This is a genomic window from Novipirellula herctigrandis, from assembly GCA_007859835.1.
GTDB classification, from domain to species: Bacteria; Planctomycetota; Planctomycetia; order Pirellulales; family Pirellulaceae; genus Novipirellula_A; species Novipirellula_A herctigrandis.
Genome location: SJPJ01000001.1, coordinates 8,302,977 through 8,321,603, shown reverse-complemented (window position 1 = coordinate 8,321,603; position 18,627 = coordinate 8,302,977). Strand labels below are relative to the sequence as shown.

The 18,627-nt window shown below is 53.5% G+C and carries 10 protein-coding genes; 7 read left to right on the top strand and 3 right to left on the bottom strand.

From position 1 onward, the window contains the following. The first annotated feature begins 413 nt into the window (after nucleotides 1-413). Genes CA13_RS30085 through CA13_RS30075 form a run of 3 tightly spaced genes read left to right on the top strand, consistent with a single transcriptional unit; the run spans nucleotide 414 to nucleotide 6,275 of the window. Nucleotides 414-1,769 (top strand): FAD-dependent oxidoreductase, encoded by a 1,356-nt coding sequence (locus CA13_RS30085; RefSeq protein WP_146402957.1) that lies wholly within the window; start codon nucleotides 414-416, stop codon nucleotides 1,767-1,769. Beyond that, complete coding sequence (locus tag CA13_RS30080) at nucleotides 1,766-3,139, top strand: 4Fe-4S dicluster domain-containing protein (protein ID WP_146402955.1); 1,374 nt, start codon at nucleotides 1,766-1,768, stop codon at nucleotides 3,137-3,139. The genes CA13_RS30085 and CA13_RS30080 overlap by 4 nt, the downstream gene beginning before the upstream one ends. Before the next feature lie 7 nt (nucleotides 3,140-3,146). Next, nucleotides 3,147-6,275: a LamG-like jellyroll fold domain-containing protein gene (locus CA13_RS30075; RefSeq protein WP_146402953.1), complete on the top strand. Its 3,129-nt coding sequence runs from the start codon at nucleotides 3,147-3,149 to the stop codon at nucleotides 6,273-6,275. 407 nt (nucleotides 6,276-6,682) lie between these two features. On the opposite strand, the gene CA13_RS30070 is transcribed toward CA13_RS30075, so the two are convergent. Continuing rightward, the gene (locus tag CA13_RS30070; protein ID WP_146402952.1) at nucleotides 6,683-8,116 is read right to left on the bottom strand and encodes a glycoside hydrolase family protein; all 1,434 of its coding nucleotides are present in this window, start codon (nucleotides 8,114-8,116) and stop codon (nucleotides 6,683-6,685) included. Nucleotides 8,117-8,618: 502 nt separating this feature from the next. On the opposite strand from CA13_RS30070, the gene CA13_RS30065 reads away from it, so the two are divergent. The 3 genes from CA13_RS30065 (at nucleotide 8,619) to CA13_RS30055 (ending at nucleotide 11,656) form a co-directional block, all read left to right on the top strand. After that, complete coding sequence (locus CA13_RS30065) at nucleotides 8,619-10,196, top strand: TolB family protein (RefSeq protein ID WP_419195020.1); 1,578 nt, start codon at nucleotides 8,619-8,621, stop codon at nucleotides 10,194-10,196. A 145-nt stretch (nucleotides 10,197-10,341) separates the two neighbouring features. Then, on the top strand, nucleotides 10,342-10,560 hold the full coding sequence (locus CA13_RS30060; RefSeq protein WP_146402950.1) for an RND transporter: 219 nt from the start codon (nucleotides 10,342-10,344) through the stop codon (nucleotides 10,558-10,560). A 148-nt stretch (nucleotides 10,561-10,708) separates the two neighbouring features. Next, on the top strand, nucleotides 10,709-11,656 hold the full coding sequence (locus CA13_RS30055; RefSeq protein WP_146402948.1) for an endonuclease/exonuclease/phosphatase family protein: 948 nt from the start codon (nucleotides 10,709-10,711) through the stop codon (nucleotides 11,654-11,656). A 120-nt stretch (nucleotides 11,657-11,776) separates the two neighbouring features. Here CA13_RS30055 and CA13_RS30050 read toward each other — a convergent pair whose 3' ends face one another. Next, a complete protein-coding gene (locus tag CA13_RS30050; RefSeq protein ID WP_419195019.1) occupies nucleotides 11,777-15,289 on the bottom strand; it encodes a hypothetical protein in 3,513 nt (1,170 codons plus the stop codon). A gap of 63 nt (nucleotides 15,290-15,352) precedes the next feature. After that, a complete protein-coding gene (locus CA13_RS30045) occupies nucleotides 15,353-17,140 on the bottom strand; it encodes an MFS transporter (RefSeq protein WP_419195018.1) in 1,788 nt (595 codons plus the stop codon). Nucleotides 17,141-17,398: 258 nt separating this feature from the next. Here CA13_RS30045 and CA13_RS30040 point away from each other — a divergent pair, with 258 nt between their 5' ends. After that, on the top strand, nucleotides 17,399-18,400 hold the full coding sequence (locus tag CA13_RS30040) for a LacI family DNA-binding transcriptional regulator (RefSeq protein WP_146402945.1): 1,002 nt from the start codon (nucleotides 17,399-17,401) through the stop codon (nucleotides 18,398-18,400). Nucleotides 18,401-18,627: the final 227 nt, after the last annotated feature.

Genomic DNA, 18,627 nt, shown 5'->3' with positions numbered 1-18,627 from the left:
GCGGCAGAGTTCGAATCGAGGCGAAAGCGTCCAAAACCAGCCTCGGTTGCACAACGAAAAAATCTCAAACTGAAAAACCATAGGGAAAACCATAGGGAAAACCAAGGATCAATCGACTTCTACCTCATGAGTTCAACCGAAATCTCCCGCCCTGGGGGGACGAAATGAGCCCAGCGGTACGAATCGTCCCACTGCTGCTAAATCGACTACAATAGCAGGGGAATGGTATGGGACGATCGGTAGTTGAGGATTAACCTATGCTTACCCGCCCCACCCTCCCTGCGCACGCCCCCCCACCCCGCATGATCCTCAACGGAAGTTGGTCAGGCATGCATATTCTCGATACGAATTCGTGCCTCCGAAGGCATACCTTCCTTAGAGATTCCTTCCTTTGTTTCTAGGAGCCCCCTGATATGACATCAAGATTATCGCGTCGTGAATGGATGCAACTCTATGGCGGTGCAACCATCGGTGGTTTGGCCGCGGGATCGGTGTCGGGAGTTGCACGTGCCGATTTGGCCTCTCGCAACGATGCACCTGCTGGTGTTCAGGCCGACGTTACCGGGGTTCAACCGTGTTCGCTAGTCAACGGTCAAGTGATCCAGCCACAGAAGGTCATTCCATCGATCCACAATACCGAGGTGTTGGTCGTGGGGGCGGGACCGGCCGGAACCTGCGCGGCAATCGCTGCGGCGCGGGGAGGTGCGAAGGTGACGATCGTTGAACGTTACAACCACTTTGGTGGCTTATCGACCGGCGGGTTAGTATTGGTGATTCTGGGCCATTGGGTCACGGGGAAGAAACAGGTTACCCAGGGCATCGGCGAAGAGATCATGCAGCGACTCGACAAGCTGGATCGTGGCATCGTCAATCGCCGCGATGGCGTCAACCCAACGGTGGATGCCGAAGCACTCAAGCACGTCACGGGCGAAATGGTATTGGAAGAAGGCATCGACGTTTTCCTGCATTCTTGGGCCGCTGAGGCAATCATGGACGACAACGTGGTCCGTGGCATCGTATTCCAAAGCAAGTCCGGTCGGCAAGCGATCTTGGCCGATCAGGTCATCGACACCACTGGCGACGGCGACATCTTTGCTGCGGCAGGGGCCGATCACGAACGACGCAAGTACCACATCGGTTTGCCTTATCGCATTGGCAACTTGGATCGCGTGGACAGGTCGAAATCGAATGGCCAACGCCCCCCTCGACATATCGGCAGTGTGACGCCGATTCCCGGCGTGAATTGGGTCAACATGCACGGCCCCGACGCAGACGGTTTAGATGTTCGCGAGTTGTCTCGATTGGAACTTAATCACCGACGCCAAATTTGGAAGCAAGTGGAACAGTTGCGATCGACTCCGGGTTATGAAGAGGTCTACTTAATGGAAACGGCCCCTCAGATGGGCGTGCGGATTTCTCGCGCGCTCAAGGGGACGGAAAATTTGACGCTGGACGGCGTGAAGAAAGGGCAAAGGTTCGTGGACTGCGTCGGCGTGGGCGGTGCCTGGAACGGAGACCACCAAGAATGGGACATCCCGTACGGATCATTGTTGCCAACGAAGATCGACAACCTGTTGACGGCCGGTCGAAGTCTCTCACACGAACCAAAGATGAGCGATCTGATTCGAGTGATTCCCAATTGCTGGGTTAGCGGTCAGGCAGCCGGAGCTGCGGCCGCAGTCGCCGTCCGTGACAACGTGTTGGCACGCGAGGTATCGATTCCGAAGGTTCGTGAACTTTTGTTAGAGCAGAAGGCTTATCTGGGATGAAAGCGGCCGACCAACGACGGGCACGTAGCGAAAACGGGTTGAGCGAAAATCGGTCGGACTCCAACAATGCGAAGCACCGTTCGGACCATTTGCATTTTTGGGTCCGCGCCCTCTTCGCAACACGTCGGCAAAGAGAGCGAGTACGCTGGGGCATGCTGGCCGTTTCGCTTGCGTTGTGCTTGCCGCTGGTTCCCTGGACCAAGGCGACAACAGTGTTGCCCGCGTTAAGTCCGTTTGTCGCCATCGGTTCGTTGTTGGCTGGGGCTGGGGGGACGCTCTCGCTGTTTGGAGCTGCAAGCTGCGTTGCTTTGGTTTGTGCGTTCCGCCGCCGATTTCTCTGCCGTTTCGTCTGTCCGTTGGGCCTGTTGCAAGATTGTGCTGCGTCCGCATCGTTTCGCTCTTTATCGTTTCGCAGGGTGAGCGTCCACCGAGTTCCACGAATCGGTCATTGGTTGGTCTTGATGACATGGTGTGGCGCCGCATGTGGCTTTCCACTGTTCTTGTGGCTCGATCCGTTTAGTCTATTCTCGGCTTTGTTCGGAGGCGTCTATCGCGATTGGCTTTGGGTAGTTCCCACCGTCGTGATAGCCATGTCGCTCGTCCTGCCGCAGTTGTGGTGTACCAAGCTTTGTCCGTTGGGAGCCACGCAAGACATGCTGCATTGGCCCGTGACGTGGCGGCGCAGACAGACGTGTTCCAAGAAGCGGTCGCCTCTGCGGCCAACACCACTGCATGACCGTGTAGCAGTGCCACGCCGGGCCGCAATGTCTTCTGCAGGGTTCGTGCTCGCCGGTGGATTGGGAGGGCTGCTGGGAAGTCGGTTTCGTCGGTTGAGTGGACAGGAGTCGCCGCCTCCCCTGCGTCCTCCCGGGGCCGTCGATGAGGATCAATTTGCCGCGTTGTGCATTCGCTGTGGTAATTGCCTGCAAGCGTGTCCGCCGAAGATTCTGCGACCCGATTTCGCTCCCAATCGGTTTGCTGGGCTGGCGGCGCCGCTGGTCCATTTCGATACCGACTACTGTCGTGAAGATTGCCACGCTTGTACGCAAGTCTGTCCCAGCGGTGCCATCGACCGATTGACTTTGGAACAGAAGCTCAAGCACCCGATCGGGCTGGCACAGATTGAGTTTAATTTGTGCCTATTAGCGTACGACAAGGAATGCGAGATCTGTGAACGCGTTTGCCCGATGGAGGCCATCTCGTTTGCATGGTCCGAACAAGAATACACCGTGATCCCCCAACTCGACGTGGACCGCTGCAACGGCTGTGGTGCCTGCGTCGTGGCATGTCCGGGCGACAACAAATGGGAACGAAAGGGCAACCCCAACATCCCACGTCGAAAGGCAATCACCATCAACCAACGGAATTGAACAAACGATGAAGAACGTCACCACTTATTTTTTGACCTTAGTGATTGTCGCATTGATAGTTTCCGATTCTCGCGCTGCAGAGACGCCAAATCTGCGGCGAGCAGGTGTCTTGCCGGTAATCAACCGCGGCAAAGCTTTGCTTGCTGGCCGCACACTTGAATATGCGGACCGGCCGGAAGTGCGTTTGCGACCGGGGTTAGAAATCCGTTGCCGGTTTCGACTCGACGAGTTGCTAAACGGCGCTCAGGTCTTGGCGACGAAAGAAAACGAATACCTGCTGCGCATTGACGGGCACGAAGGCGGGCATCTCTCGTTCTTCGTTCAGGTCGAAGGCAAATGGGAATCGCGACTACGCGGCCCCGTCGTCAACGCGGACACTTGGTACGAGGTGCATGTGGCGTGGTCGGGGCTGACTATGACGATGAACGTCAACGGCGAGCATTTCCAAACGGCGCGCCTGGGACGGATCACGCCTGGGACGGAACCGTTGAGCGTCGGCCCGGTTGCCGGTGTCATCGACTCGATGGACATCCGCAATCCTAGCCTCGACCGTTTGGCGTTTTTGAAAACAGCATCCACGGTCACTCCGGCACTGCACGAGAAACCACATTTTTCAGGGCAAACTGTGCTCGGCGATCGTTCCAACTGGAAAGATTGGCAGGCTGAAAATGGATCGACCTGCGAAGTCAAAGATGGAATCTTCACGGGGACCTTCCCCACGGCGAACGCGATGTTGATAAGCCCGGCTTTGTCAACGGAGGTTGCAGCAACTCCCTTTGTTTGTCTTGACTTTGAAGCCGTCTCATCCGATTGCGTCGGCTACCTCGATTTTCTAACCGATACCGGTTCGGGTACGCTCTGTTTCCAGCCGCAGTCCGGTGGACGCCCAACGGTTGTTTCCGGAGCGTCCGCTGATGCCTGGACGGGAACCCTGCGGCGCATGGCGTTGAGTTTCAGTGGGGGCACCGGTCCGGTCCGACTTCGTAAACTGGTGTTGTCAGACCGCCCCGTTGGAACACCGTCGTTCTATATCCGCTCGTTTGCCGCCGGTCGAGCCAAGCTTCGTCCTGATAGGGAGGAGACTGTCGTCGTCGGCATTCAAAACGTCGGCGGCGAAGCCGAAGAAATCACGGTTCGGCTGTCGGTTCCCGCAGCTGTTGAACTGCTTGATCAAACAGAGCAGTCGATTCCTTACCTGGGGATGGACGACTTCGACATGGCACGTTGGCGCATCCGAGCCGCTCGACCTGGTGAGTACACGGTTCAGGTTGCCGTTTCGTCGAACGACGCCACGACAACCACCAAGAATCTTACCCTTAATGTCGAGCCCTTGCCGGATCTTTCCGATACCGCGTATGTCCCCAAGCCGCGTCCCGCGAAGACTGATTACATCAACTTGATGCACTACTGCGCGCTTTGGAAAGAGGGCACGCATTACGGGTGGAAGATGATCGAACCTTGGCCCGAGCGCCGCCCCGCGATCGGTTGGTACGACGAAGGCACGCCCGAGGTCGCCGATTGGCACATCAAGTATGCGATCGAGCATGGCGTTAACGGCTTCATCTACTGCTGGTACCGAGCCCACCAAGAGCCACAAATCGAACATAAGCTCGGCCATGCCATTCACGACGGCCTTATGAACGCCAAGTATCGCGACATGTTCACGTTTACGCTGATGTGGGAAAACGGTTGCGCCGAAGGTGTGAAGGACGAAGCCGACTTGCTGGAGAACCTGCTGCCGTTTTGGATCAAGAACTATTTCACAAACCCGTCCTACCTGAAGATCGACAATCAACCCGTCCTGTTCGTATGGCAGCCGCGCCAGTTGATTCGCCAACTCGGTGGTGCGAACGGAACGAAGCAAGCCTTCGCAAAGATGCGCGAGCAATGCCGCCAAGCCGGTTTTGACGGTCTGCGTTTGATCGCCTGCATGGATTCGCTGGACGATGCGTTAGCCAAACAGATCGCCGAGAGTGGCTGGGACGCCGTGTCGGGCTACAACCTCAGCACCGATGCCAAGCCCGTTGGTTTGGACCGGGCCGGACTGGCCTACCGTGACCATGCGGATGTCTTGAGGCGGTATAAACAAATTTGGATCGATCGCGACGCCTCGACCGGTAAACTTCCGGATATTCCCAACGTTGTCATGGGCCGAGACGACCGCGGTTGGCAGCGGATCAAGCCGGGCAAGGGCTCGTATATCGCCGACCCGGACGCCGAGAACTTCGAAGCCGCCTGTCGCGATGCCAAACAATTGGTCGATGCCAAGCCGGCCGACCGCTGGGACAGCCGAATCGTCGTTTTCGACAACTGGACCGAATTCGGTGAGGGGCACTTCATCGAGCCGACCACCGGTACCGGGTTCACGTTTGTTAACGCCATCAAGCGAGTCTTCTGTGACGATTGGGCTCCGGAATCCGTGACCGACATTATCCCCGAAGACTTAGGCATGCAGCCGCCGCAACGGCGCTACGAGCAGGTCCGCGCCGGGTACGGCGACCGAATGCCCTGGCAACCGATCCGCATCACCGGCGACTTGTTGGCCCATTGGGATTTTGAAGCCGATGAGCATCAATACTTCGCCGATTCTTCGCCAAACGACTGCCGGCTCAGGTGCGAAGGTGTCTCTGTCGAAGCAGGACGCGGTGGCAAGGTCCTGCGCTGTGGCAACGGAGGCGCCGAAGCGTCCGTCCCCAGCCCCTTCTTCCACCCTGGCGGCGTAACCGTGTCACTCTGGTGCAAGCCGTCGGAAGCATTGCAAAGTGACCGTTGGATGCTCAACACAGTTGGTGGAAGTACCGAGGGATACCGACTTGGTTTGGGCGGAGGTTATCCGGTTTGGCAAATCCCGCAGAGCGCGTGGAGCCATGCATTGCAGGGACCGGAGCCGCTGCCGGTTGACGAATGGTCGCACCTCACCGCCACCTATGACAACCGGATGATGCGTCTGTATGTCAATGGCGAAGAAGTCGCCGCCATGCAGCGCGACGGTTTCATCCATCCGGGCGACTCCCTCACAATCGGCGCCTTTAGCGCCGACATGGACCGGGCCCAGTTCCGGGGTTGGCTCGACAACGTCCGAGTCTACCGACGCGTACTTTCCCCCAAAGAAATCGTAGCACTGGACAGGGAATAGGACGCTGTTTGCTGCCTGCCGAGACTCCGCTACGAGACCCTTAGATTGACATCAAAACGAACGGCAATGGCCGGATGAAAAGTATCGGCTTTGCTTGTGATCATCGCCATGCTGGTTAGCCACACTGACACCGCACCAGCGGTGGCGAAGGTGCGAGAAATCGGTAGCGGAGATACCGCGTCCTGGGACTGGATGAAGGAACCGGAGCGTCTGTTCAGTAAACGGTGTCACGAATTCGGCATTCGGGCGCGAGCAGCCTGCGTGTGGAGTATGCCTCGGCAGGCGAGATCACTGTGAACGCCACCGACACACCCCTACAGGCAATGCGAAAGTCGAACGGTAAATCGAGGCAGGTCGAATTGTTCCCGTCCGAAATGAATTTGCTTCCTCGGTAACGATCTGCCCAGCTACCTAGTTGCTTCCTTGCGAAATTCGATCTGAGCACGTTCGACGAGCATCATCGGGCTGTCCCACACCGGTAGCTGAGTGCACGTTGTATTTCCACCCTCGCTATTCCAAGCATTTTGGTCGAGTTCAAAGACCTTGCCCGTGATCATTTCCACATACACCGGGTCTTGGAATGCAACTCCTTTGACCGTGACATCGACATTGTCCCAGGCAAGTTCATCACTGGGGATTTCACCGCTGTACCACATCAACGCGACCGATGTCCCAGCCTTCTGGAAACCCGCGACCGTCAACTTGCGAGGAGATGTCGATTCGCAATCCAAAATACCCACGGGTATGACCGCATCGTCGAAGAAGCTCATCATGTGTTGCACCGCGTAAAAGGTGGGCCGCTTGTAAATGAACTCGTGCAGGAGATTCGATCGGATCAGGCCGAATGATTGCAGCATGTTCGGGTACTTGAGGTCGATTATGGTGAACACACTGGACCGAATGCCGCGGACCCGATCACCCGCCATGCGACGCAGATTCCATTTCGCCTGGCTGTATTCGGTCCACGGATAGTGTGCCAACGCATGAGTCCATTCCAAGATCGCCGGGCACCCGACTTCACCCTGGTACAGTTTGTATTTGGGGCTGTACGAGGCAAGTTGCCTTTGTGTCTTCTCAACCCACTGGTAGGATGCGTCGGGGTTTTGTGCATAAGGGTGGTAGGCCCAATAGTCGACAAGATCGAGTTTGCCCGCAGCCTTGAGCGCGTCCAGCACGATCGTGCGATCCGAATCCCTGATGTGTGTAACCAGGATGACGGCATCTGGTTGGATCTTCTTAATGAGTTCAGCGGTTGCCAAAACCATGACGGCGTAGTCTTCGCCCTGACCAAACGGTTCGTTCCATATCTCCCACTCTCTGACCACGTCTTTGTACCTCGCTACGGTGACCTCGACATACCTCAGCCACGCGGCCATCGCCTCCTCCGAGTTCACAACCGGTCCAAGCGATGACCCCAGTTGGATGCTCGATTTGTAGATCGGGTTACCGTAACACAGGCACATCCAAGGCTCCACGCCCTGTTCGTCCAGGCCGTAGACGCATTGATCCAGCCACGCGAAATCGTAGACGCCCTTTTCCTTCTCGCACTTGGCCCAGCCGCTCTGCAGCCGCCCGTACTTGGCTCCCAATTCGCCCACGTAGTCCTTGTAGACACTAAAGTTGGCCTGATCACGATCAAGCGTCTCGCAACCGACCGACCAGTCCGACGACTTGATGTCCTTCGCATGACGCGTTGCGACCCAACCGATTTGTTTCAATTCCGGTCCAGATGCATTGAACTTGTCCCACGAGATGCTGCGGTACGTTTTACCTTGGTCGGCCCCCATGGTGACGCAGCAGATCGTGAGCCCAATCAAGACGCTTAATGTCCGAACTTTCATGTTTGCTATTCTCCTGTGTCGCGATGGCTTGATGTCTTCATCCCCATTCGGTGAACGACCATGATAGCAGCCCGCGCTTGCACGCGGAGAACCGCAAACGTCCCGGCGCTAAAAATCAGTAGCGCGAGCGATGTCTCTTTGGAATCGGCTAGGCAGTTCATGGCTGCAGCCGGCGTGGATTACATGCCTGAAACGGCTGTTGGCGTCGACTTAATTCCCTCTATCAACAGCGAGTGGAAATAAGCTCCGCACGAACATCTCTTCTTTCGCTGAACCGCTGGGGACTATTCGCAGGCTGCCATTCGAAACTGCTCATTGGAAATAGTCACACGTGTAAGGAGATGCGCAATACAATGAACACGATTCAAATCTGGCAACAAAAAGGGTGACTTTTGCGTCTCCGCCAAACAAAGCTCGGTTTGCCGACGGCTCTCAACGGAGAGCTGAGTGATTTTGGATCACCGTTTCCACATCGAAATCAATCGGCATAAAAATCGATATCATGACAAAGGATAGTGGCCCCATTATGAACGTGACCAGCTCAACGAGTGCACGAGAAAGACTTGTCACCGGGTTGGCTCGCACAGTGTTACTCGTAGCATTTCTTGTCGCATTTCTCGCAGCGGTGACCAATGCGGCAGAGCACCAAGCATTGCCAATGGGCGAGTTCGTATCGCACATTGATGTGGGCAATCCGGCACAGAAGGGTTCGGTGGTTTACGATTCTCAAACGCAGTCGTATACCGTATCCGGTGCGGGAACCAACATCTGGTTCGACAAGGATGAGTTTCACTTTGTCTATCGGCAGATGAAAGGCGATTTCATTCTACGGACGCGAGCAGACTTTATCGGACAAGGGACCGATCCGCATCGCAAACTGGGATGGATGGTACGTTCCACGCTCGACACCGACTCACCGCACATCAATGCGGTCGTGCATGGCGATGGACTCACCTCGCTACAACTTCGCCGCAGCACCGGCGCCATGACGGAAGAGATCCGCTCCGAGTTGACCGCTTCCGACGTCATTCAACTCGAACGTCGGGGCGATCGCTATACCATGTCTGTCGCGCGGTTCGGCCAACTTTTCGAAGTTTCTCGCTGTGACGAGATCAAACTTGGGGACGAAGTGCTGGTAGGGCTATTCGTCTGCTCGCACAATCCCGACGTGATCGAGACGGCGACATTCAACAACGTACGAATCACGGTCCCCGCAGCAGAGCATTTCGCACCCTATCGTGACTACATCGGTAGCCGCTTGGAAACGCTGGACGTCGATAGTGGCGATCGCCGAGTCCTGTTCCGTACGACGGACGCAATCGAAGCTCCGAATTGGATGCCGAATAGCGACACACTGATCTACAACTCGGGAGGAAAACTGTTTCAGTTCTCACTTTCCGAACGCAAGCCACTGTTGCTAAACATCGGTACCGCAGAACGCTGCAACAACGATCATGTGCTGTCGTTCGATGGACAGAGGCTGGGAATTAGCTATCACGCGGCCGATGCCGGTGGTGATTCGGTGATTTCGACTCTGCCAAGCACAGGTGGCGAGCCGGAACGTGTGACAATGAAATCCCCTTCCTATTTACACGGTTGGTCACCCGATGGGAAACATTTAACCTTCACGGGCCAGCGCAACGATCAATTCGACATCTATCGGATCCCGGTGGATGGTGGTGAAGAAGTCCGCCTGACCACCGCCGAAGGTCTCGACGATGGTTCGGAATATAGCCCAGACGGACAGTACATCTATTTCAATTCGTCACGCACCGGAACGATGCAGATTTGGCGCATGAAGCCCGATGGCACGCAGCAGGTCCAAATCACTCATGATGAGCTGAACGATTGGTTTCCGCATCTGTCGCCTGATGGAAAACGCATGGTGTTTTTGTCCTTTTCAAAGGATATCCCATCGGAAGAGCATCCGTTCTACAAAACCGTTTACTTGCGTTCGATGCCAATTGGTGGGGGCGAGCCACACGTGGTCGCTTACGTCTATGGCGGGCAGGGCACTAACAACGTCCCATCATGGTCCGCCGACAGCCAGCACTTGGCATTCGTTAGCCATACGGATTAGCCACCCTTTGTTTTGCATTATAGATTTGCGAGTCAACGCACCCGAGTGCCTTCGGCACACAATCATTTGGATGGAAACTTCAAAGGTAGTGGTTGGCGTACACTGCACAAGGATAACACAAGAGACATTTCGTAAGGAAAGCAACATGAATTGGATAGACCGAACGCCGATGATTTTGTTTGTCGTGGCAGCGTTGACATTGGGATTGGCTCCTTTTTTTCCCGAACCACATATTTGGGAAAAACTTAAAATGCTCGTAGCAGGAACGCTCCGCAAGCCGATCGACATCTTCGATTTAGTGCTTCATGCGACGCCGTGGCTGTTTCTGATTGCCAAAGTGATTCGCATGATCATGAAGCCGTAGAGAAACGGGATGCGACATACGTGAATGCGGTGGTACCTCCGCGTGATTCTCTGTATTCTCGGCGAGGCATCGCCATCCTACAAGGTCTCTCACAGTGGTAGATAGCTTGGAAACGACTGCGAAGAACAAGTCACATCGAAGAGCCAACATGGTCCTCTGGGACATTACGCGATTTTCATCGATCGTGCTTTTAACAATCGCGTTTGTGACCCTGTTCGCAGCGCATCATTGGTTTGCGGATCTATTGGCGAATTTGCGTGTGCAACAATGCCTTGCACTGGCGATATTGCTGGGGCTGTGCATTGTTTTTCGTCGTTGGGTTTGGGCAATCGCGATGCTGGTTTGTGTACTTAACCATACCGCATGGCTTTGCGGCGAAAACTCAAATGCGGTTGATAGAGAGACAACTGCGGATACTCTAACAATCACCCTGGCAAACGTGCTGACGCAAAATGATCGGCACGACGAAATTGTTGCGGATTTACATAGTGGCGATCCAGACGTGTTTGCCATTTTAGAATTGAGTTCACCATTGTCCTACCGGCTAAGGAACGATTTTGGGACGTCGCATCCCTACTCGATTACGCGACCACAAGATGCTGGAAACTTTGGAATTGGGTTGTATTCGCGTTTCCCCATCGAGGACGCGGCAACGTTCACCCTGAATTCGTCAATCGAGTCGATCACAGCGACAATCAAGACGCCGACCGGTGCGCGTCGCATCTTTGTCACACACACTTTTCCACCAATCGGGGCTCGCGGATTCGCACGTCGGAACGATCATCTGATGCAACTAGCCAACATGATTCGAAAGTCAAAACGACAAACCCCGGAATTGCCGATCATTCTGGTGGGCGACCTGAACGTGACTCCTTGGTCACCTCATTTCAATGAGTTCCAATCCCTTAGCGAATTGCGGCGAACGAGTGGTCGATGGGATGTCACTCCTACTTGGTATCGTTTCCCACTGTTTCCCTTCGGATTAGTACTCGATCATGTCATGACGAGCGGAGAACTGGCGTACGTAGAACGCAAAGTTGGTCCTGAGATTGGGTCCGATCATCGCAGCGTTACGGTTACAGTAGCTGATCGCTAAGCGGCAGGCGTGTCAAAAAGGTTGCGTGCATCTCGAAAAGCGTCCCACCATTTTCGCGACCATTATCGGTCGCAACATTGCGTAAAGACAATGTATTGGGCGGCCACTTGCGATCCAACTTTAAACGCAATTCGCAGGATCAAAGTGAACATCAATCCTCGTGATCTGACCTTTTCGCAGAAAAATGCTTGCGGATTCCTCGGCGTTCAGGCTGAGGCTTTCACGAGTGGTCGATTCGGACGTCGCAAAGTGAACGGTCAATTGTCGTTCACTACTGCGGCGGTAGACGACCGGAATTTGGCAAAGTGTAAACGCAAACTCCTCCGCTGAAACGACGATTTCGGTTCGATGCCCGTGCTGGTTATAAAACTGCAATTCCGAATCGGCACTCAGGAACTCTTGCGTCTCTAGTAACACGGGGTCAAACGAAAGTATTCCGCCATCAATACGCACTCCGATTTCAGTCAATCGGCACAAGATATCTTCCTTGACTTGTCCAGTCATGCCTGGCTGCTGAACGCCTGCGTGTTTAGGTGTGTGTGAATACGGATCCGATGGAAATGCCCCGTATTGATCGGGCGATTTGTTCAATCCAAGTCCATCACGAATTTCTCGGTAGTGTTGATGCAAGCGGTCAATGATGGAGGTGTCACACGACGCGTTCTTTGCAGAAACCACATTTTCGATCGTCGCATGCGCTAGTTTTGAGACCATGTGCCAATAGATCGACCCCAAGCCTTCATAGGCAAAGAAAGTTCCCGAACGCCCTGTGAAGTCCGAATGGCTAAAGGTTTGCTCAAAGATCTCATAGAGTCGTTGGCGTTGTTGACAGATCAGCTCGGCATATTTCTCGTCCTTCGACAAGATCGATAATGCTTCTGCTAATTGACAAGCGTTGCGGAAATCGCCGTTAAAATGGACCTCTCCATCAACGTCCGCTCTTACCACCGACGTGTCGCCATCGGCGATCAACCGTTGGATAAGCTCAGACCGTGCAACCGAGGTAGCGGCAATGACATTTTTCTCAAGGAAAGTCGGCAATTCACGATCCGGATAGAGCATGTAGCTCCGCTGGTCCTCGCGATAAATCTTGCTCGCCCGCAATGCGTCCAAAACTTCAACCGCCTCGGACGCAGAAAGTATTCCGCTGCTTAACACAGCGACTTGCCCTTCCAACATCTCGTAAAGAGGTTGGATGCATGCACCGTTATCGTCAAGTGAAAGCAGATTATAGGAGTGGTAGAGCCCGTCGGAACGTCGATTTGAACGAATCGTATGATCCAACATCACCAAACATTGACGAAAGAACTCTTGGCAATCACTAACGACAATCGCTTCTTTCCCTTCCGACAAGCCATTGTTGTATAGATGCTGACGATAGTCGGAACCGGCGGTTGAAAGAGCATCGACCATCTGTTTTCGAATTTGATCGGACATCGGTTGATTAAATGCGTTGCTATATTGGTTTACGATCGCAGCAACTTGCTTCAACAGACCAGCGACGTCATTCGAAACCAAACACGACTCGGGCACTCCATCGATCGACAACCACTGGACCATGAACGCCAAGAAACGGCGCATGTAACACACGGTTACCATCGAAAGTCCCCGTCCGACCAACGCGTTGTTGGCATCATTCCATTCAGGCCGTTGCGTGTTAAGCCAAACACCTCCTTCCGGGACGAAATTCGTAATCTTGACCAATGCTGGAACCAGCAATTTCTCTAGCAGAGTGACGTGACATGGGCCGCCACCAGGGCCTTGCAACAGTTTCCCATCCGCGCCAATTGCTTCCACTCGTTTCTCGATCTGGCTTGCCAAAACATGGTCATAATCAATTGTGTTATGAGGGTCTCGGCAAATGTCTTGGAAAGGTCGAATGCGATACGGAACTTGAGCATAAGCACCTACTTCAGCGTCCAGCCATTGAGTAAGTCGCGAAGGATCGAAACGGCGGGACCACTCCAGCAGTTTCAGTAGATAGATGATCTGGTGGTCACCCCAATAGCCAATGTTTGCCCAAGGGTCATTCGGATCGGGGGATTCCCAATCGAACCCATGTTTGGTTAGCCGATAAGGATTGTAACCATCGGCGGTGGATGCATTCACAAACCGCAGAACGACCCCTCCAATAAAATCTGGATAGGAAAGAGAAAGCGCCTCCCAATTTTGAAAAATATCTCGCCAATTGCCTTGATAGCTCAGGTTTTGCGATCCATCGGCTGCAAGTAAGTCGATCGAAAAGGAGTTCCAAGGGCGTGTCGGATCGCCATGCCGCCGACTGAACGTGAACGGCAAATACTCTGCAACAATACGAATCAAATCGGGGTCGTTGGTTTGGTTAACTAAGCGTTGAACTTCACGGAACTCACAAGGGCCCGTAAGCCCATTGAGCAGCGGAAGATTTCTTTGGAACGCGGATTTACTGAAATTGCGAATATGCGAAAGCAGGTCAACAGGATCGATCAAGTATCCATCCGAGGGAATCCCTCCACGCATCACGTTGAACAACACGTTTGATTGATGACGATGGACACGCAAACGATCCTCGCCAAGTTGGCGACCGTCCGCTGCAGATACGATCGCTAAGAGTTGATCGGAGTTGTCGGCAATGTCTTGGTCGATTTCGCTTGCAATGCTCGGCGAGTCAGTAATCTGGCGACGTAAATTAATGACGTCTGTTTGATCTTGATTGACGTCGGAGAGGATCCGCCAATCCGCTTCACCATTGCCGACCAAATCCATTTCAGCCGACACAAAGTAGGCTCCGCGACGGGCTCGGATGTTGGTTTCCGTGCTAAGTGGTTGCCCCCGTTCAAACCGCTCTAGTTGATGGGAACTGAGCAACACAACGGGTTGATCAAGCCCCTGCTGCCAAACGGTCGTCGCACGAAGTCCTTCGCTTGGTTCGGCACGATCCGTTGGAATTGAACTCAGGTAATAGATCCCCAAGGTGGATCCGTCGACGAGCTCGTTCTTTTTATAGGCGTCCCCCAAGTTGCTAAACCGCAATTGAAAATTTCGGCCCAACCCATACGGCATTACGTTTTGAATTCCATCAATAAACGACACTGTCCGGCTTGACGAGCTTAGGTTGCTAAGCCGGGATGACCGAATAAAACCAAATCGGTTGCCGAACGACCATTGGTAACGAAACGCCAGTTGAAAAGAACCATGGATCTCCTCAAGAATGAGTTTGTTGCCGAGTTCGTTCTTGTAGAGGTTTCGACGAATGGACGCATCGCCAGTCACGCTATCGGCAAACGGATGCCAAAACGTATGTTGATGGTTGGGCAATGGGATTCGGATAATTGTTTTCGCCCCCGTACTGCCCGCCATGTCCAACAGCTTATCCGCACAATAATAGGGAAAGATCGCTGAATCAGGATTCTTCCGACCGGCCGAAAGAGCACCTCGGCTTGAAATGAACATCCAATGATCACTGGCACTAACTTGACTGACAAAGAAGTCCGGCATCAGATGACTGTTTGCAATTTTGTACCAACTCTCTCCTTGCGACTGAATGTAATATCCTTGCACGGAATTCAGGCCTTCCACCACGTTGGCGTCCAGATCCGTACTTCGAGCTTGGTCAGCTTTGGAGTAGGCGTTGATGTCGAGAGCGTGAGTCATGGTAAAAGATTGCTGATCTGGGTGGCTAGATGCGGTATGGCTAACTTCATTCAAACGATGCGTCTATGACGGTTCGGGAACAACGTTTGACTCTTGTCGTCTCCTCTCCTGCAATTCGGATTCGATCTGCCGCTGCTTTGGTTCACTGATGTTGTAGAACACTAAACATGCGGCCGCTAAAACGTAAAAAACGGCTGGAATCAAACTCATCATCATGCACAAGCCAAATTTCGTATGATCGGATTGCGTCACGTCCATGCCATCGATTGGCGGCGCGTAGTCATAGAAGTCCAACGCAAAACCCGTCATCGCTGCCCCAATTGCACAGCCCAGCTTTTGAGAGAATGTGGCGGCGGAAAATAACAAGCCCGTCGCGCGACGATGATTCTTCCATTCCGAATAATCCGCGGCATCAGCGTACATCGCCCACAGCAACACCGGACTGGGCCCACCGATGAACGATGCGGCGATATGAAACGCAAACATCCAAACGATTTGCTCGGGACCCAATAAAATGAACACGGCTGTCGTTACGGCGACGCCGATGTTCATCAAGATCATCAGTTTTTTTTTGCCAAAAATACTGGTCAACCGCTTGGTCAACAGCATGCCGGCGATTGCGGCAAAGCTTCCCGACACCCAAAAAGCCGGTGCGTATCCGGCATCACCACAGTAGTACTTGAAGTAGTAAAGAATGGCACCGCCACGAACAAACGCTCCCATCAACTGCATCAGGCCGAATCCGAACAACACCATCCAAGGCCGATTCGTTAGCAAGTCATTGAAATCTTGCTCAAATGTTGAATGATGGTTGTCATTGCCCGCCACAGTCAAAGCGACGAATCGCACAACCAATGCGAGTACGCTAAGCGATAGATAGCCGGCAAGAATCCAGTACAGCGTATCGGGACTGAGTGCCGTCGCCAGCAGCGCTAGCGAAGTCAATCCGATCAACATGATCTGATGAAATTTAAAACTGGTGAGGACGAAATGAAGGTCCGCGCGAAAAGTGGACTCCGCCTCGGATTCCGGTTGGACTCGCTCCTTTGTCGTGGCGAATGTGATCAGAAATAGAATCACAGCGGCCATCGAAAAGATGACCATCGTCCAGAAAAACCCAGCTTGTTCGTTAACAACCTTTCCTTTTTCAACACCATCCACCACCATCGTGTCGATACCGCCACCAAAAATCGCGACCAAGTCCAACGTAAAATATTGGACAACGATTCCACCAATGAATGCGGCCACAAACCGATAAGTCGATACGCTCGTCCGTTCCAATGAACTTGATGAGATCACACCCATCAACGCTCCATAGGGAATGTTGATCGCTGTGTATGCAATCATCACAAGCGTGTAGGTAACGTAGGCGTAGGCCAGCTTGCCCGATGGACTGAGGTCGGGGGTGTAGAAGGTAAGGCAACCGGTAATCGCAAGCGGAACGGACATCCAAACGAGATACGGGCGAAACCTTCCCCAAGCCGTACGCGTGCGGTCAGCCAAGTATCCGACAATGGGATCGTTGATCGCGTCCCATATCCGAGTGATCAGCATCATCCCGCCCGCGGATTTCGCGGTCAGGCCGAAAACATCGGTGTAGAAGTACATCAAAAAGAATTCAAACGTCTTCCAATAGAGATTCGAGGCGGTGTCCCCCAATCCGTAGCCCACCTTTTCGCCAACGCTCAGGGCGTTACTGCTCAGGGCACTACTGCCCAGGGCGTTACTGCTCAGGGCGTTACTGCTCAGGGCGTTACTGCTCAGGGCGTTATCGAGGCTCTCCTTATCGAGGCTCTCCTTCAGCGTCTTGTCTGCTGACGATCCTGCCTCTGGAATTTCTGAAGAGGACACGGTTATAGCCTTCATCGCTGGGAAATTTAGAAATGGGCACCAAGAAGCAAGCACCCGGTTCCTTTGCAAAGCCGGCGACTCCCCCTTGTGCACCCCATTAAAGTACACCAACCTGCAACCGGTTTCAATAAAACATGGCCCCAACAGCTATTTTTATCGTATTTCATGAAAACCGAAAAGAAACCGGTTGCAAACCTTGGGCAATTCGCCTACTATTAATGAAACCGGTTGCAAGAGCCCTTTCGCCGACGTAAATCCATGAAAGTTAACGACACCACCATCAACGACATCGCCGAGCGAGCCAATGTCTCGAAGAGCACGGTTTCGCGGGTGCTCAACGATAAGTCGGTCGTTAACCACAAGACGCGAAGCAACGTTCTCGAAGCGATGAAGTCGCTGGGTTACCAGCCCAATGCCTTTGCTCGCAGTCTTGCGAGTGGTCGTTCGATGACCGTTGGCGTTGTCACTCAAAACATTGGTAGCCCATTTTACGACATGATCATGCAGGGCGTGATTAAGGGTTTTTCCGGAACCGGTTATTCGCCAATCTTTGCGGATGGTCAGTGGGAAGAACGCACCGAGTTGGATGTCATCCGAACACTGCTTGGCCGAAAAGTAGACGGTCTTCTTCTTCTCGGTGGCTTTCCTGGAAAGGAGCTGGCCGAGTTAAAAGAACGCTCGCCGACGATTATCGTGGGCAGAGATTTGAGCGGATGGGAAGGCCAGTGCGTCTACATTGACAACGTTGCGGCAGCTTTTGAAGCAACGAAGCACTTAATCGACTTCGGTCATCGGAACATCGCACTGATCCGCGGTATCGAACATCATCAAGATGCGAATCGCAGGTTCGACGGGTATTCCGAAGCACTCTCGGATGCCGGGATTAAGCTCGACCCTGAACTCGTAGTCGAGGGCGATTTTTCAGCTCAGTCTGGAATTTTAGCGATCAACTCGTTACTGATGCGAGGAAAGTCATTCACTGCGGTTTTTTGTGCCAACGATATGGTCGCCTATGGTGCGAGGTTAGCTTTGCACCGGCAAGGAATTCGTGTTCCAGAAGACGTCTCCCTCGTCGGCTTTGACGACCAAGCCGAGTCAGCGTTTATGACTCCCCCACTGACTACAGTTAGACAGCCTGGTATTGAGATGGGTGAGGCAGCCGCATTGGGATTAGTGGAGCTTATGCAAGGTAGATCGTGCAAGCTTCCGGTTCTAAGAGCGGAACTACAGCGTCGTGAGTCGGTTGCAAGGCGTCTTTAAGAGTTTAATGGCTGTTCCCCGTACTTTTTCAAATCGTGATTGTCTCGTTGGTTTTTCTTTAGGAGTTCATTGAAAAGATGCTTTGATTGCGTTTCCCATCTCTGCTTTACGCGTTTCTTACTGCTGCAAATAGGTGTGCGATTGGTAGTAAACGGCTTCCGATTCGATACGCACCCTACTTCGTCTCTTCGTCTCTTCGTCTCTTTCGTTTGATTTCTTCCCTTCTC

Bases quoted from the DNA above. Each gene is read 5' to 3' on its own strand.
- CA13_RS30085 (WP_146402957.1), top strand. From the start codon at position 414: ATGACATCAAGATTATCGCGTCGTGAATGGATGCAACTCTATGGCGGT.
- CA13_RS30080 (WP_146402955.1), top strand. From the start codon at position 1,766: ATGAAAGCGGCCGACCAACGACGGGCACGTAGCGAAAACGGGTTGAGC.
- CA13_RS30075 (WP_146402953.1), top strand. From the start codon at position 3,147: ATGAAGAACGTCACCACTTATTTTTTGACCTTAGTGATTGTCGCATTG.
- CA13_RS30070 (WP_146402952.1), bottom strand. From the start codon at position 8,116: ATGAAAGTTCGGACATTAAGCGTCTTGATTGGGCTCACGATCTGCTGC.
- CA13_RS30065 (WP_419195020.1), top strand. From the start codon at position 8,619: ATGACAAAGGATAGTGGCCCCATTATGAACGTGACCAGCTCAACGAGT.
- CA13_RS30060 (WP_146402950.1), top strand. From the start codon at position 10,342: ATGAATTGGATAGACCGAACGCCGATGATTTTGTTTGTCGTGGCAGCG.
- CA13_RS30055 (WP_146402948.1), top strand. From the start codon at position 10,709: ATGGTCCTCTGGGACATTACGCGATTTTCATCGATCGTGCTTTTAACA.
- CA13_RS30050 (WP_419195019.1), bottom strand. From the start codon at position 15,289: ATGACTCACGCTCTCGACATCAACGCCTACTCCAAAGCTGACCAAGCT.
- CA13_RS30040 (WP_146402945.1), top strand. From the start codon at position 17,399: ATGAAAGTTAACGACACCACCATCAACGACATCGCCGAGCGAGCCAAT.